Source organism: Kribbella sp. NPDC031520, from assembly GCF_055580825.1.
In genome coordinates this window covers 454,901-469,627 of sequence record NZ_JBVIKS010000005.1, presented here as the reverse complement: position 1 = coordinate 469,627, position 14,727 = coordinate 454,901, and the positions used below count along the sequence as shown (strand labels likewise).

Here is a 14,727-nt window from a genome sequence, read left to right as displayed (position 1 = left end):
CGACGCGGGGCTCGCACGCCCCCCTCCTTTCTTCGTTGTCCCTTCGACGCGGGGCTCGCACGCCGAATTGTCGGCTTTGTATGCGAACATATGTTCGTGTCCCCAGGTGGCGCGGCGACGATCCTGCATGCCGATCTGGACGCGTTCTACGCGTCGGTCGAGCAGCGTGACGACCCGCGCCTGCGCGGCCGCCCGGTGATCGTCGGCGCCGGCGTCGTGCTCGCCTGCAGCTACGAGGCCAAGGCGTACGGCGTGCGGACGGCGATGAACGGCGGGCAGGCGCTCCGCCGCTGCCCCGGCGCGATCGTCGTCGAGCCGCGGATGTCGGCGTACTCCGAGGCCAGCAAGGCGGTGTTCAAGGTGTTCGAGGACACCACGCCGCTGGTCGAGGGCCTGTCGATCGACGAGGCGTTCCTCGACGTCGGCGGCCTGCGGAAGATCCGCGGTACGCCGGTCGAGATCGCGGCACGGTTGCGCGCCGAGGTGATGTCCCGGGTCGGGCTGCCGATCACCGTCGGGGTGGCGCGGACGAAGTTCCTGGCGAAGGTGGCCAGCGGCGTCGCGAAGCCGGACGGGCTGCTCGAGGTAGCACCGGACGGTGAGCTGGACTTCCTGCACCCGTTGGACGTTTCGCGACTGTGGGGCGTCGGCGAGGTGACCGCGGAGAAGCTCCGCAGCCGCGGTCTGACCAAGGTCGGCGACGTCGCGATGCTGCCCGAGGCGGCCCTGGTCGCGATGCTCGGCCGAGCCTCCGGCCGGCACCTGCACGCCCTCGCCCACAACCGCGACCCACGCCCGATCGAGGTCGGCCGGCGCCGCCGCTCGATCGGCTCGCAGCGCGCTCTCGGCCGTTCGCCGAAGTCGCCGGCGACCCTGGACGCGATTCTCGCCGGCCTGGTCGACCGGGTGACCCGCCGGATGCGCTCCGCCGGTCGCTCCGGCCGGACGGTCACGTTGCGCCTCCGCTTCGACGACTTCACCCGCGCAACCCGCTCCCACACGTTGCCGCAGGCAACAGATCAGACGCGCGCGGTGCTGATCACCGCACGAGCCCTGCTCCGGGCCGCGCAACCGCTGATCAGCACCCAGGGCCTGACCATGATCGGCATCTCGGTCGGCAACCTGGAGAACGAGGCCGCCCTGCAACTCGCGCTCCCCTTCGACAAAGCCGCGAACAATGAACTCGACACCGCCCTCGACCTGGTGAAGGACAGGTTCGGCACCAACGCCATCACCCGCGGCGTCCTCCTCGGCAAGAAGCCCGGCCTGGAGATGCCGATGCTGCCGGACTAGTTCATCCGGAGCTCGAGCTCCAGCTCGTCGTGCAGCGGGATCCCGTAGTCGCCGGTCCGCGGGATCGAGGGCTTGAGCTCCCGCGCCGCGTCGAGCAGGGCGCTCCGACACCCCGCTGCCGGACGACGGCGTGGAGGCTCACAACCTCGCGTTCGTCGTCGCGCAGGTTGTAGGTCAACAGGCCGACGAGTTGACCGTCCTGCTCCGCTACCAGGGCCGGGAGGGTCGCCGCGTCGTACGTCGTACCGTGGACCACGATCTGCCTCGCCCCGACGTTCTCCAGGATCCCGTTGACCGCGGCCTCGTCCGCGGTGCCTGCGGCTCGCACTCTCACGATCGCGGGTACCCGATCTCGGCGATGCTCTCCTTGAGATCACTCAGCCGGCGTCCGCGATTCAGCGACGTCACGACGTACTCCGTCAACGGCATCAACGCGTACACGTACCGGATCGGCTCGAGGTCCAGCGCAACCTCGTAGTACTCCTCCGCAAACGTCAGGTACGCCTCCGGCCGAGGGTCCGCGAGCAGCTCGAACAACTGGTCGGCACCGTCTGTCTGCGCGTTCTCCACCGGACCGCAACGCCAGCCGTCGTCGTCCGTCGTACGCCAGAAACACACCGTGGCGCGCGGCGTACCGTCCTGGTTGAAGGCCTTGTCGTCCCGCTGCTCGTGAAACGCCTCCGGGATACCGTCGAGCAACCCCGGCCAAGGCTTCATCCCGTTGACGTACGGCGACATCGGCGACTCGTGGTCGAACCCGTACGCGAATACCCCGGCCGGCGAGAACACGATCGAGTACTCACCACCGGACCCGTCCCGCATCAACGCAGCTTCCTCGGTCGCGGACCACCGCGCATCGAAGTCGAAGTAGCGGGTGCTCGCATCCTCGTTCAGCACGACATCGAGCACCGCAAGCGCCCGACTCACCCGCCGTACGACATCAGGCCCCGGCAACCGCCGCACGAGTTCGAGGACAGACATGCCGCCATTCAACCCCACTTCACGTCGATGTAGCGCCCGCCGTATCCCATGATCTCGGCGCGGAACCGGGTGGCCTGCTTCATCCGCCTCCGCACCGTCCGCCCGCGCCCGATCGGCAACACCCGGTAGCTGCCGTCCCGCTCCGGCCGGACCGGCACCTGGTCGGCCGGCACCGCCTCGTCCAGCCACACCACGACCCACGGGATCTTCGACTTCCAGACGATCCGGACCAGAGACACCTCGGCCCACGGCAGGGTCATCTCACGGCAGCCACGCCGCATCGTCATCCCGCCCGCAGCCAGCCGGAGATTGAACGGGCCGCGGAACACCACAATCCAGGTCCGCACGGCGACGTACAAACACAACAGGAACACCAGGTCGAGGATCACGGTCAGCGCCGGGTACTCGCTGAAGTCGAAATCGCGAGGCACCAGTCCCACCGCCAGCACCGTCGCGATCGGCGCAGCGATCGCCGAGCGCACGCGTGACGCGCTGAATTTCGCGTACGTCTGCTCCTCCACAGCAGGCCTCCTGACCGTCGTCGAGCCCCCACCCTATGGGCGGCGGACCCCCGCGCGGGGCGGTCAGGAGCAAGCTGTGGATAACCTCGTCAGCGGCGCTGAACGACCTCTTCCGCGACCTCGACCAGCTCGCGGTCGGTGGCTTCGGTCTCGGCGTCGTGCGCCGGTTCGAGGCGGTCGTGGGCGATCAGCGACTGGATGGCCCGCAGTACGGCGCTCGCGGCCGCACCCCAGGTGGAGACGTACGAGAACTGCCACCACCACAGCGCCTCGACGACCCGGCCGTCCTCGTAGTGCGCGAGGCCGTGCACGAGGTCGGTCGCGATCGCGGTCAGGTCGTCGGACAGCCGGTTGACGGTGATCTCCGGCGGCGCGGCGTACGGGTCGAAGACCTCGGCGTACTCGTCCAGGCCCTCGAACAGCACCGCGAGCCGGTCCCGCATCGCGTCCAGATCCGGGTCCGGGCCGGCGTCGCTCTCGAAGCGCTCCTCCGGTACGAAGTCCTCGAACGCACCGAGCCGGCCGCCGGCCAGCAGCAACTGGCTGACCTCGAGCAGCAGGTACGGCAGCGAGGCGAGGCCCTCGTCGACCCCGTCCTCGTCCGGCTGCGCGGCGATGTCGCGTACCGAGATCAGGAAGCTCCGGACCTGGTCGGCGATCTGTTCGGCGAACTCCTCCAGGTCCTCGGAGTCCGTGGCCAGCGCGCGCTCTGCAATATCGGTTGGTTCAGTCATCGATCGATCGTCGCCCTTCAAACGCCCGTCCGAGTGTGACCTCGTCGGCGTACTCGAGGTCACCGCCTACAGGAAGTCCACTAGCCAATCGGGTGACGCGCAAGCCCATGGGCCGGAGCAGACGGCTCAGGTACGTCGCGGTCGCCTCACCCTCGAGGTTCGGGTCGGTGGCCAGGATGATCTCCGTCACCTCTCCGCTGGCCAGCCGCTGCATCAGCTCCTTGATCCGCAGCTCGTCCGGCCCGACGCCCTCGATCGGCGAGATCGCCCCGCCGAGCACGTGGTACCGGCCACGGAACTCGCGGGTGCGCTCGATCGCCACCACGTCCTTGGCCTCTTCGACCACACAGATCAGGCTCAGGTCGCGGCGCGGGTCCCGGCAGATCCGGCACTGCACCTCCTCCGCGACATTGCCGCAGATCTCGCAGAACTTGACCTTCTCCTTGACCTGCACGAGCACATGCGCCAACCGCCGTACGTCGGTCTCGTCCGCGGCGAGCAGGTAGAACGCGATCCGCTGCGCCGACTTCGGACCCACGCCCGGCAATCGCCCCAGCTCGTCGATCAGGTCCTGAACGGCCCCCTCGTACACGTCAGCCCGGGTTCTGACCGGCTTCGCCGGCCCCGCTCCCCGGGTTCACAAACCCGACACCACGATTGTCCGCGTCCGAATTGCCGCCGTTCGACGTACCTGGCTCGTCGTCACCGGATTCGACAGCAGACGGGATCGCGCTCGGCAGCCCGAAGCCGGCCGGCGCACCGCCCCCGAACCCGGGGATCCCGCCGTCGCCGAAGGCCCCACCGAGCCCACCGGCGAGCGGGCCCATCGCCGCGGCGGCAGCCTGCTTGGCGTTCTCCGAGGCGTCCCGCACCGCGGCGACGATCAGGTCGGCCAGCGTCTCGACGTCGTCCGGGTCCACAGCCTCTTTCTTGATGTCCAGGCTGAGCAGCTCACCCGTACCGGACACCAGCGCGGTCACCAGACCACCACCGGCCGACCCCTCGATCTCCTGCTCCTCGAGGTTGGCCTGAGCCTCCATCAACTGGTTCTGCATGGCCTGCGCCTGCGCGAGCAGGTTGGACATGTCGAAGCCCCCAGCACCGCCACCGTCGAACACCGCGATCTCCTCGCCCGAACCGCTACCTTGACGCCGGCATCAGACACACCCAAAGCCGGAGCCTCAACACTAGCCGGTCCCCCCGACAACCCCACCCACCCCCGGAAACCACCCAGTCTCCCCAAACTTATCCACAACCCTGTGGACAACTCCATCCACAACCCTGTGAACCACGTGCACACCCACCGTCACACCCAGACCCCACCCTGTGGACAACCCTGTTGGCGACCACCCACCCCAGCCCCAACCACCCCAGCCGCCCCCATTCCCACCCCCAGCCGCCCCTACCCCGGCCCCACCCCACCGCTGCGAACCAACCCCAGCCCACGCCCCAAGCAGCCACGTCAACCAGCAGCACCTGCACACGTCGGAGCTGTCCGTCGGTATGCGTGCCTCAGCCGCGCCACGACCTGCACCCCCGCAGAGAACCCCACGGGCGCGAGTTGCAACCCCAGAGCCGAGTAGCCCAGTCCAGCCCGCAGCGACCCCACCGCAGCGCCCACGCGACCTCTACCGAGCGCGGAGCGAGCCGATCGCAGTCCCGGGCAACCCACCGCAGCCCAGACCGAGCCCAGTCCGGTCCCGAGCAACCCGAGCACTGCGCCGACGAGCTTTGTCCAGTGCGAGCGAGCTCAGTTGGGTTCTTCCATGATGATCTGGGCGCCGAGCGTCTCGCGGAGCAGATCGGTGTGCGAGCGGGAGTCATCTTCGAGGACCACGTCATCCTCCCCGATCGCGTCCGCCTCCTCCTCGGGCGTCAGCCGTACCTCAGGCACCGCCGAAGCCGCGGCCACCGCCTGCCGAGCCTGCTCAGCAGCCACAGCCGCCTCAGCCGCCCGCCGCTTGCTAGCTGCCTGCTCCCGCCGATCCGCCCCCTGCCGCCCGGCCTGCCCACCCTGCTGAGCCGCTCGCTGGGGCGAAGGCCCGACCGGCCCGTCATCCCAGGGATCCTCGGGCGGTACGTCGTACTCAGAGTCCGGCGGCTCCTGCAAAGCAACTGCGCCTCCGGCATCAGCACCTGCCGCCCTGGCTGCACCTGCCGTCCCAGCCCCGGCCCCAGAAACCCCGGACTGGTCAGACCTCGCGGCACCCAGTTGGGCGCCACCAGCAACTCCACCACCGACCGACCCACCAGCCGATCCCCCCGGCCCAGACGGGCCTGCGCCACTCGGCCCGCCAGCGCTCACGCCACCCGCGCCACCCGCGGCACCCGCGGCACCCGCGGCACCCGCTGCAGCACTACCCGCACCATCGAGCCCAGCTCCAGCACCACCGGGTCCGCCAGAGCCCGTCCCGCCAACGCCAGCCACACCGCCGCCAGGACCACCCGCACCTGCTTCACTGATGCCGGACCCGCTCATACCGGGACCGCCCGCACCAGAACCACCTGTCCCGGATCCGCTGGCACCGGATCCGCTGGCACCGGCTGCTCCGGGACCGCCTGCACCAGGACCGCCTGCACCGGGACCACCTGTCCCGGGGCCGCTGGCACCCGCTGCTCCGGCGGCTCCTGCCCCAGGGACACCTTGACCTGCTGCTGGGCCGGCGAAGCTTGCGCCGCCGGGACCACCCGCCTGCGGACCACCCGCCTGCGGACCACTCGCCTGGGGACCGCTCGCCTGTGGGCTGCCGGACTGCGGGCCCGGACGGCCGCCGGGGCCGCTGCTGGATCCGCCTCCGGCGCCGGGGTCGGTTGACGGGTCGACGACTGCTTCGACGCGTCGGTTGACGCCGATCGTGTCGATCATCGCCTGGCGCAGAATCTCGTCACTGCCGGAACGCGCGAAGCTCTCCCGAGCCCCCGCGTTCACCAGACCGAGAGTCAGCGTCTCTTCGTCGATCGCGATGACCTGGGCGTTCTGGCTCAGCATGATCCAGGCAAACCGTCGCTTGGCCTTGACAGCCTCCAACACCTCAGGCCACAACCGCCGAATATCCGCGAGACCAACGGTCCCACCACTCGGTGCCGCGCCGCCGGCCGGAGTAGCTGCGACCGAAGGGGTGACGGCCGAGGACGCCTGAGCGGCAGTCGCTCCAGGAGCCGAACTCCCACCGCCGCCAACTCCAGACTCGGTGTGCGCAGGCTCATCTCCCCAAGCGCCCGTACGCCCACCAGCCGAGCCACTCCCCGCCGGACCGCCTGCCCCAGGCCCACCAACCGAGCCACTCAACGCCGGAGCGCCTACCCCGGGCCCACCAGCCGAGCCGCTGCCCGCCGGAGCACCTGCCGCAGACCCACCAACCGGGGGTTGTCCGCTCGCTCCGCCAGCGGCGACTGGACCGCTTCCAGCACTCGACGAACCGCTCGCCGCATCAGCAGACGGCGCGTCACCCGACCCGCGGCTCGCCTCGGCCCCGTCCAGGTCACCACGAGGTGCGGCGCCGTCCGCTCCGTCCACGAACGCCGGACCGGCCGCACCACGGTCCGACCGATCGCTCGCTTGTCCACCACCACCTGATGCCGCGGCGCCAGCCGAGCCCGCAACACCCGACGTAGCAACACCCGAGCCCGCAACACCCGGTCCGTCAGCACCCGATCCATCAACACCAGCGCCGTCGTTGTCCGAGGCGCGCTCTGCGGCGGCCGGGTCGGCCTGACCTGGCGCCGTCCGCGCGCCAGAGCTTGCGGCTGCTCGGGCCGCGGCTCGGCTCGTAGCGGAGTCGGTCGCTCCGGGGGCTTCCGGCTGTGCGTAGGACGTACCGGGTCCTGTTGCTTCCGGCGGGCCGGCGGGGGCTCCGATCGTCAGGCGGCGTTCGATGCGGTCGAGGCGGGCCTGGATGCCGTTGGTGGAGTCGTCGGCGCCGGGCAGCAGGACCTTGGCGCAGATGAGCTCGAGCTGCAATCGCGGAGCTGTGGCGCCGCGCATCTCCAGGAGCCCGGCGGCGACGATGTCCGCGGCCCGGGTCAGCTCAGCGGGGCCGATTCCGGCGGCCTGGGTCTGGAGGCGTTCGCCCTGGTCCTCGGCGGCCTCGATCAGGCCGGAGGTAATGGCAGTCGGTACGGCGGACAGTACGACGAGATCCCGCAGCCGCCGTAGCAGGTCCTCCGCGAAGCGCTTCGGGTCCTGGCCGGTCTCGATGACCTTCTCGACCGTCTCGAACACCGCGGCGCTGTCGTGCGCCGCGAACCCGTCCACGCACGCGTCGAGCAGCGAATCCGGCGTGAACCCGAGCAGCGCAACGGCCAGCGCGTACGTCACGCCCTCCGGCCCGGCGCCGCCGATCAGCTGGTCGAGCACGCTCAGGGAGTCACGTACGGACCCGGCGCCGGCGCGTACGACGAGCGGGAGAGCAGCCGGCTCGATCGCGACACCTTCCGACTCGCACAGGGTCGCCATGTAGTCGGCGAGCACCTTCGGCGGCACCAGCCGGAACGGGTAGTGGTGCGTCCGGGACCGGATCGTCCCGATCACCTTGTCAGGCTCGGTGGTGGCGAAGATGAACTTGAGGTGCGGCGGCGGCTCCTCGACCAGCTTCAGCAGGGCGTTGAAGCCCTGCGTGGTCACCATGTGCGCCTCGTCGATGATGTAGATCTTGTAGCGGCTCTCGACCGGCGCGAAGAACGCCCGCTCGCGCAGGTCACGGGCGTCGTCGACACCACCGTGGGACGCGGCGTCGATCTCGATCACATCGATGCTGCCGGGCCCGCCGCGGGCGAGGTCGGTGCAGGACTTGCACACCCCGCACGGCTCGGCGATCGGGCCTTTCTCACAGTTGATCGCCCGGGCGAGGATCCGCGCACTGGTGGTCTTTCCGCAGCCGCGCGGGCCGGAGAACAGGTAGGCGTGATTGACCCGGTTGTTACTCAACGCGTTCCGCAGCGGCGCGGTGACGTGTTCCTGCCCGATCACCTCCGCGAAGGTTTCCGGGCGATACCGGCGATACAAGGCAAGGGGCGCTTCCACGCCGCAACCCTAGCGCTGCCCGGCGACAGTTCCCGTCCACGCCCGCGCCGAGCCACGGCTCGCCAGCGCCCTACGCTGGCCCGATGACGACTGGGGACGATCGGCAACAGGAAGTCATCGTGCGTGCCCGGGACCTGCTGCCCGCGGACGAGCGGATCCTCGCGGTCTACCTGATCGGCAGCTACGGCACCGGGCAGGCGGACCGCTTCAGCGACGTCGACGTACACCTTGTCGTCACGGACGACAGCATCGACTGGTTCGAGCAGTACTGGGACGACGTGCTGCGCAAGATCACCGGGCCGACCGTTCTCACCGACCGGGTACCTGGGCTGATCGGCGGGCTGGGGATCACCGCCGACTGGCTCCATGTCGATCTCGTCGCACATCCGCTCGCGGCTTTCGACCGGTTCCAGTACGACGGAGTACGGGTGCTGTTCGACCGGGACGGGACGCTGTTTCCGGACGGCGACATCGCACCGACGGGCGACCGACCCGGGGAACCGTACTGGCCCGCGGTCGACGTGCGGCTGTTCTTCTACTTCCTCGGCAATCTCGTCACGGTGCTCGGGCGCGACGAGCGGATCGTCGGCAACCAGGGTGTCGGCGCCGTACGCGACCAGCTCGTGGCACTGATGCTCGCCGAACGCGGCGTACGCCGGACCGGCGGAGCCAAGCGCCTCAACGCGCTGCTGTCCGACGAGCAGCGCGCCGCGCTCGAAGCTGTCCCCGCGGCCGGCACCGACCCGTCGGACATCATCGCGGCCAACCAGTACATCTGCCGCCAGTTCATCACCCGCGGCACCGCCTTGGCCAAGCTCACCGACAATCCCTGGCCGGCCGAGTTCGTCGACGCGACCCTGCTACACCTCCGCAATCATTTCGGCGTCGACTTCTCCTGATCCGTGAAGGTGCCGATGGCAACAAACCTATTGCAGGTGGTAGTTGGCGAACCGAGTTCGCAGGTCCTTCTTGGAGAACTTCCCGACCGACGTCTTCGGCACCTCCTCGATGAACTCGACCGCGTCCGGTAGCCACCACTTCGCGACCTGTGGGCGTAGGTAATCGAGGATCTCCTCGCCCGTCACGGTCGACCCTTCCTGAAGCACGACACACGCCAGTGGGCGCTCGTCCCACTTCGGGTGCGGTACGCCGATGACTGCGGCCTCCTTGACCGCCGGGTGGGCCATCAACAGATTCTCGAGCTCGACGGAGCTGATCCACTCGCCGCCGGACTTCACCAGGTCCTTGGTCCGGTCAACGATCCGGACCGAACCGTACTGGTCGATCGCGGCGACGTCCCCCGTCTTCATCCAGCCGTCCTCGGTGTTCAGCTGCGCACCGTCGTCGGGCTGGTAGTACTCCGCGGCGATCCACGGGCCGCGGACCTGCAACTCGCCCGTCGCCTCGTCGTCCCACGGCAGCGGCGTGGTCGAACCAGGCTCGACGATCCGCACCTCGACCCCGGGCAGCGGCAGACCCGCGCGTGCGCGCAGATGCGCCTGCTCCTCCTCGGGAAGATCCGTGTTGCGCGACGGGACGTGGGACGCGGTCGCCACCGGGCTCGTCTCAGTCATCCCCCATGCCTGCAGGATCGGCCGGCCGAGCTTCTTCCGGAACGCCTCCGACAGCGCCTCCGGCACGGCCGAACCACCGCACGGGATCCGCCGCAGCTTCGGCAACTCGACCCCGTCCAGCAGCGGCAACAACCCCTGCCAGATCGTCGGTACGCCGGCCGACAGCGTGACCTCCTGCTCCACCAGCAGTTTGAGGATCCCCTGAGGACTCATGTCCGGCCCCGGGAACACCAGCGACGCGCCGGCCATCGGAGCCGCGTGCGCAAGGCCCCACGCGTTTGCATGGAACATCGGCACGACCGGCATCACGGTGTCGGTCTCGGCCAGCCCGATCCCGGCGTTGGTCAGCACCCCGATGGAGTGCAGCCAGGTGGACCGATGGGAGTAGACGACGCCCTTCGGGTTTCCCGTCGTACCGCTCGTGTAACACATCGCGGCGGCCTGGTTCTCGTCCGCGACGTGGAACTCCACCGGTGACGCCGCGGCCAGCAACTCCTCGTAGTCGTGGAACCGCGGGTCGTCCGGGACCTCGACCCCCGGGGCACCCGGTGGCAGGTCGTCCATCACCACGACATGCCGCACCTCCGGGAGCCGCTCGAGCAGCGGCAGGAACAGACCGAGCAGCGACCGGTCGACGAAGACGACCTCGTCCTCGGCATGGTTCGCGATGTACACGACCTGGTCCGGGAAGAGTCTGATGTTGAGGGTGTGCAGCACCCGGCCGGTGCAGGGCGCGGCGAAGTACAGCTCGAGGTGGCGGCCGGAGTTCCACGCGAACGTCGCGACCCGGCCGTCGGCGCTGATCCCGAGCGTGTCCAGCACCCCGCCCAGGTGTCTGGTCCGATCGGCCCACTCGCCGTACGTCAACGTGGTCGGCGCCGGACCGCCGGTATGGACGGTCTTGTCCGGGTAGAACTGCTCGGCCCGGCGGAAGATCGTGTCCAGCGAGAGCTGGTAGTTCTGCATCAGACCCTTCATGAAGCCACTGTGCCAGCCGCGCTGCACCTTGACCATGACCTCGACCGGACTTTCTCCGGAACCCGTCCGGAACTGGAGCCGCAGGCAACAACAACCGAAGATATTTCGCGCCAGATAGATGACACGACATACGTGTCGTGTAACATATCTGGCATGAAGGTTGTCGAGGAGTTTCGCTATCTCGTGCTGGCGATCCAGCGCGAGGGCAATCGGCTGCTCGCCGCCGAGTTGCGCCCGCTGGGCATCACGCCTTCGCAGGCAGAGGTTCTGCGCGTCCTTCGCGACCACGGCCCGATGACGCTGAACGCGCTCGGCGGTCTGCTCGTCTGCGAGACCGGCAACAGCCCGAGCCGCCTCGTCGATCGCCTGGTCGCCCAGGGGCTGGTGAAACGCGGTATCGACCAGGTCGACCGGCGCTACCTGACGCTCAGCCTGACCGCGCAAGGCCGCGCGCTGCACCGCCGCATCGTGACCGCGGAGAACCGGTTGCACCGCACCCTGCACGACATTCTCGCCGGCCAGGCGCTGGACGAGACCATCAGCACCCTTCGCTCGCTCGCCGACGCCTTTCCTACTGGGGCCGCGCTGGCCCGGCGCCGGGGTCCCGCACTCGCCCACCAGGAGAACTAGTCATGGAAAAGGCCACTGAGACCATCCACGCCGGCCAGGCGGCGATCCGGCAGGTGCTGCTGGACGCCCTACGCCTGCCGGAGTGGAACGAGGCGTTCCTCGCCATCGACGGCCCGCGCGAGACCAATCCGGGGACCCGCTACGCCCTCCGCGTACGTCCCGGCTTCTCCGGCGAGCTGCAGTACACGGTCGTCGAGGCAGACCGCGTCGAGATCGTCTGGCAGGTCCCTGGCTTCCGTGAGGTCGGCACGTGGACCATCGGCGCGGACAGCCGCGTCACCCACACGTTCGAGCAGTCCGGGCCGCTCGCGACAGTCCTCCGCCCGGCGTACCGGAACATCGCGACCATCCGGCTGGCCCGGCTCGCGAACCGCGTACGTCAGCTGCAGCTGGCGCACACCGCCTGACCTCTGCTCGCGGAACAGCCGGATGCGCGCTGGTGTGCGATTTCCTCAGCTGAAGGCGAGCGGGACCGCCCGCTTGTGCACGGTACGGCGATGCGTCGCGATGATCGTGCTCGCCGCCTTCTCGTCGACCTCGTGTCCTTCGAGGAAGTCGTCGATCTCGTCGTACGTCACGCCGAGTACCGCCTCGTCCGGTACGCCCGGGTTGTTCGTCTCCAGGTCCGCGGTCGGTACCTTCCCGGTGATCTCCGGCCCGGCGCCGAGCCGCTCGCCGACCGCGCGGACGCGCCGCTTGCTCAGTCCGGACAGCGGCGTCAGGTCGCAGGCGCCGTCGCCGTACTTGGTGAAGAAGCCCATCACCGCCTCGGCGGCGTGGTCCGTGCCGACCACGAGACCGCCGCGCGCGCCGGCCACGACGTACTGCGCGACCATCCGCTGGCGGGCCTTGATGTTGCCGACGTGGAAGTCCTCGCGGTCGCCGAGCCCGGCGTGCCGGACCGACTCGACCATGGCGTCGGTGGCCGGCTTCACGTCGACGGTCAGCGCCTCGTCGGGCTTGATGAACTCGAGTGCGCGCTGGGCGTCCTCCTCGTCCGCCTGCACGCCGTACGGCAGCCGCATCGCGACGAACGTCGCCTGACCACCCTCCGCCCGGACCCGCTCCACGGCGAGCTGGCACAGCCGACCGGCCGTGGCGGAGTCGACCCCGCCGCTGATCCCGAGTACGTACGCCGTCGCGCGGCTCCGGCGGAGACAGTGGGCCAGGAAATCGACCCGGCGGTCGATCTCGCTGTCCACGTCGAACGCCGCAGGCACGCCGAGCTCGGCGATGATCAGCTCCTGCAGGTAACGGCTCTCGGGGTTCATCAGGCTCCTCTTCGATCTGGGAGCACCAAGCCTAGGTCGTGGCCACGACCTGAACATGAGGATTCCCCGCGCACCCGGAAGAGCTCACTTACCCTTGCTGCCTTCCGGCCCTGGGGGGATTGGGCGAGATACCGCCACGCGGGGAACCAGCACAGAGTGTACGGGATGTGCCTCGCCAACCGGGAATCGGACTCCTACCCTCGGCTCATGACCGCACTGGGGTAGGCGCTGGAGGTCGACTCGGCGGAGCGCTGCACGCGCTGGTCGCCGGCTGGGACGGGCTTCGATTCCACAGGCGCCGGGCCGGCCGTGTACGACGTACCGCGCTCGCTCTGAGCGAACACTGATGCGGATCTGCCGGTGGCGGTTCAAGCTTGAAGAGTGACGGATCATCAATTTGGGCGCTTCGGGATCACGACAGGGCTGACCAGCAGCGCGGACTCGCTTGCGGCGGCGCGGGCAGCTGAGGAGCTGGGGTGGCCGGTGATCTGGCTGTCCGGTGGGCCGCTGCCCGGTCTGCAAACCATCAGCGACCTTGTCGGTGCTACGTCGGCCATCAAGTTCGTGAGCGGGATTCTCGCCGTGGTGAAGTACAGCGCGGCCGAGGTGAGTACGACGTACGCCGCTCTGGAGAAGGCTGCGCCGGGTCGGTTCACGGTCGGTCTGGGCGGTGCTCACGGCGCTAGGCCGATCGCCACGCTCAAGAGCTACCTGGACGAGCTCGACGTACCGGTAGAGCGCCGGGTGCTCGCTGCACTCGGCCCGCGGATGCTGGAGCTCGCGGCGGAGCGTACTGCCGGGGCGTACCCGTTCTTGACGAGTGCGGCGTACTCCGCCGAGGCGCGGAAGGTCCTCGGTCCGGACAAGCTCCTCGCCGTCAGCCACCTAGTAGTACTCGAGACGGACGCCGAGAGAGCACGTGCGATCGCCAGGGACACCATCAGCTTCTTCACGACGATCCCTTCGTACGTCGCTTCGCTGCAGCGCCAGGGGTTCAACCAGAACGATCTGACCGAGCTACCGGACCGCATGGTCGACGCACTGGCCGCGTGGGGCCGCCCCGCCGACATCAAAGCTAAGCTGACCGAACATCTCGACGCCGGCGCCGACCACGTCGCAGTGAACGTCATCACCGGGGTGACTGGGCCACAGCCAATAGAACAGTGGCGTGCGCTGACGCCGGTACTACTCGGGTAGCTGCTTCTCGTAGAGGCGTGCGGTCGACTCCAGCTTGTCGTACCGGTACGGGCGCGCCTCACCGGTCGCCTTGAAGCCCTGCCGCTCCCAGAACCCCTCAGCGACCTCCGCGTTGGTGTCGACAACAGCCAGCCGCATGGTCCGTACGTCAGGCCAGGAGCTCTCGACGTACGCCTGCACCAGGCCGTACGTCGTACCGCCGTACCCACGCCCCTGGTGCCCAGCGTGGACCTGGAGCAGCCCGATGAACGCCGTACCGTCCTTCGGAAACCCCCTGAGCAGGTCGACGACAGCCACGAGCTGCTCCCCGTCGAACGCCCCCAGCACGACCTTGGCCTCCTCAGCCAACCCCTCCGGCCGCATCATCAACAAACTCTGCGCGTCCGCCGCCCCCGGCGGATACCCCGTGATCCGCTCGGTGTACCCCGGATCCGCCTCGATCAGTTCCTGCACCGCATCCACGTCCGCAGGCCCGATCACCCGCAACCCCAACTCAGCCACCACCCGACCTTAGCCCCTGCCCCG

At 69.2% G+C, this 14,727-nt stretch carries 15 protein-coding genes and 1 other RNA gene; 5 read left to right on the top strand and 11 right to left on the bottom strand.

The features are described from left to right. The first annotated feature begins 90 nt into the window (after positions 1-90). On the top strand, positions 91-1,293 hold the full coding sequence (gene dinB, locus ACZ5BU_RS27580) for a DNA polymerase IV (RefSeq protein WP_465703327.1): 1,203 nt from the start codon (positions 91-93) through the stop codon (positions 1,291-1,293). A gap of 1 nt (position 1,294) precedes the next feature. On the opposite strand, the gene ACZ5BU_RS27575 is transcribed toward dinB, so the two are convergent. The 7 genes from ACZ5BU_RS27575 to ACZ5BU_RS27545 all read right to left on the bottom strand — a co-directional run bounded on the left by ACZ5BU_RS27575 (position 1,295) and on the right by ACZ5BU_RS27545 (position 8,552). Continuing rightward, a complete protein-coding gene (locus tag ACZ5BU_RS27575) occupies positions 1,295-1,627 on the bottom strand; it encodes a GNAT family N-acetyltransferase (RefSeq protein WP_465703326.1) in 333 nt (110 codons plus the stop codon). Further along, complete coding sequence (locus ACZ5BU_RS27570) at positions 1,624-2,274, bottom strand: hypothetical protein (protein ID WP_465703325.1); 651 nt, start codon at positions 2,272-2,274, stop codon at positions 1,624-1,626. The genes ACZ5BU_RS27575 and ACZ5BU_RS27570 overlap by 4 nt, the downstream gene beginning before the upstream one ends. 8 nt (positions 2,275-2,282) lie before the next feature. Then, a complete protein-coding gene (locus ACZ5BU_RS27565) occupies positions 2,283-2,795 on the bottom strand; it encodes a hypothetical protein (RefSeq protein WP_465703324.1) in 513 nt (170 codons plus the stop codon). 89 nt (positions 2,796-2,884) lie between these two features. After that, entirely contained in the window at positions 2,885-3,529 is a 645-nt protein-coding gene (locus ACZ5BU_RS27560) for a DUF5063 domain-containing protein (RefSeq protein WP_465703323.1), read from the bottom strand. Then, a complete protein-coding gene (recR, locus tag ACZ5BU_RS27555; protein ID WP_380190574.1) occupies positions 3,522-4,121 on the bottom strand; it encodes a recombination mediator RecR in 600 nt (199 codons plus the stop codon). Before recR ends, ACZ5BU_RS27560 begins: the two co-directional genes overlap by 8 nt. Before the next feature lies 1 nt (position 4,122). After that, on the bottom strand, positions 4,123-4,647 hold the full coding sequence (locus ACZ5BU_RS27550; RefSeq protein ID WP_465703322.1) for a YbaB/EbfC family nucleoid-associated protein: 525 nt from the start codon (positions 4,645-4,647) through the stop codon (positions 4,123-4,125). Between the two features lie 632 nt (positions 4,648-5,279). Beyond that, complete coding sequence (locus ACZ5BU_RS27545) at positions 5,280-8,552, bottom strand: DNA polymerase III subunit gamma and tau (RefSeq protein WP_465703321.1); 3,273 nt, start codon at positions 8,550-8,552, stop codon at positions 5,280-5,282. 83 nt (positions 8,553-8,635) lie between these two features. Here ACZ5BU_RS27545 and ACZ5BU_RS27540 point away from each other — a divergent pair, with 83 nt between their 5' ends. Next, positions 8,636-9,451: a nucleotidyltransferase domain-containing protein gene (locus ACZ5BU_RS27540; protein WP_465703320.1), complete on the top strand. Its 816-nt coding sequence runs from the start codon at positions 8,636-8,638 to the stop codon at positions 9,449-9,451. A 27-nt stretch (positions 9,452-9,478) separates the two neighbouring features. Here the strand turns inward: ACZ5BU_RS27540 and ACZ5BU_RS27535 are convergent, their stop codons facing one another. After that, a complete protein-coding gene (locus ACZ5BU_RS27535; RefSeq protein WP_465703319.1) occupies positions 9,479-11,104 on the bottom strand; it encodes a long-chain fatty acid--CoA ligase in 1,626 nt (541 codons plus the stop codon). A gap of 153 nt (positions 11,105-11,257) precedes the next feature. On the opposite strand from ACZ5BU_RS27535, the gene ACZ5BU_RS27530 reads away from it, so the two are divergent. Next, complete coding sequence (locus tag ACZ5BU_RS27530) at positions 11,258-11,734, top strand: MarR family winged helix-turn-helix transcriptional regulator (RefSeq protein WP_465703318.1); 477 nt, start codon at positions 11,258-11,260, stop codon at positions 11,732-11,734. A 2-nt stretch (positions 11,735-11,736) separates the two neighbouring features. Further along, positions 11,737-12,141: an SRPBCC family protein gene (locus ACZ5BU_RS27525; RefSeq protein ID WP_465703317.1), complete on the top strand. Its 405-nt coding sequence runs from the start codon at positions 11,737-11,739 to the stop codon at positions 12,139-12,141. Positions 12,142-12,186: 45 nt separating this feature from the next. On the opposite strand, the gene nadE is transcribed toward ACZ5BU_RS27525, so the two are convergent. Then, positions 12,187-13,005, bottom strand: coding sequence for an ammonia-dependent NAD(+) synthetase (gene nadE / locus ACZ5BU_RS27520; protein WP_465703316.1), 819 nt, complete (start codon positions 13,003-13,005; stop codon positions 12,187-12,189). 54 nt (positions 13,006-13,059) lie between these two features. Further along, positions 13,060-13,156: signal recognition particle sRNA small type (gene ffs / locus ACZ5BU_RS27515), an RNA gene on the bottom strand. 230 nt (positions 13,157-13,386) lie between these two features. Between ffs and ACZ5BU_RS27510 the strand changes: the two genes are divergently transcribed. Further along, the gene (locus ACZ5BU_RS27510) at positions 13,387-14,202 is read left to right on the top strand and encodes a TIGR03620 family F420-dependent LLM class oxidoreductase (protein ID WP_465703315.1); all 816 of its coding nucleotides are present in this window, start codon (positions 13,387-13,389) and stop codon (positions 14,200-14,202) included. On the opposite strand, the gene ACZ5BU_RS27505 is transcribed toward ACZ5BU_RS27510, so the two are convergent. After that, positions 14,191-14,703 carry a GNAT family N-acetyltransferase gene (locus ACZ5BU_RS27505; RefSeq protein ID WP_465703314.1) on the bottom strand — a complete coding sequence of 171 codons (513 nt, stop codon included), beginning with the start codon at positions 14,701-14,703 and terminating at the stop codon, positions 14,191-14,193. The two genes, ACZ5BU_RS27510 and ACZ5BU_RS27505, sit on opposite strands and share 12 nt — an antisense overlap. Positions 14,704-14,727 lie beyond the last annotated feature (24 nt).

Coding starts and splice junctions, on each gene's coding strand:
- ACZ5BU_RS27540 (WP_465703320.1), top strand. CDS start 8,636: ATGACGACTGGGGACGATCGGCAACAGGAAGTCATCGTGCGTGCCCGG.
- dinB (WP_465703327.1), top strand. CDS start 91: ATGTTCGTGTCCCCAGGTGGCGCGGCGACGATCCTGCATGCCGATCTG.
- ACZ5BU_RS27570 (WP_465703325.1), bottom strand. CDS start 2,274: ATGTCTGTCCTCGAACTCGTGCGGCGGTTGCCGGGGCCTGATGTCGTA.
- ACZ5BU_RS27525 (WP_465703317.1), top strand. CDS start 11,737: ATGGAAAAGGCCACTGAGACCATCCACGCCGGCCAGGCGGCGATCCGG.
- ACZ5BU_RS27535 (WP_465703319.1), bottom strand. CDS start 11,104: ATGAAGGGTCTGATGCAGAACTACCAGCTCTCGCTGGACACGATCTTC.
- nadE (WP_465703316.1), bottom strand. CDS start 13,005: ATGAACCCCGAGAGCCGTTACCTGCAGGAGCTGATCATCGCCGAGCTC.
- ACZ5BU_RS27530 (WP_465703318.1), top strand. CDS start 11,258: ATGAAGGTTGTCGAGGAGTTTCGCTATCTCGTGCTGGCGATCCAGCGC.
- ACZ5BU_RS27560 (WP_465703323.1), bottom strand. CDS start 3,529: ATGACTGAACCAACCGATATTGCAGAGCGCGCGCTGGCCACGGACTCC.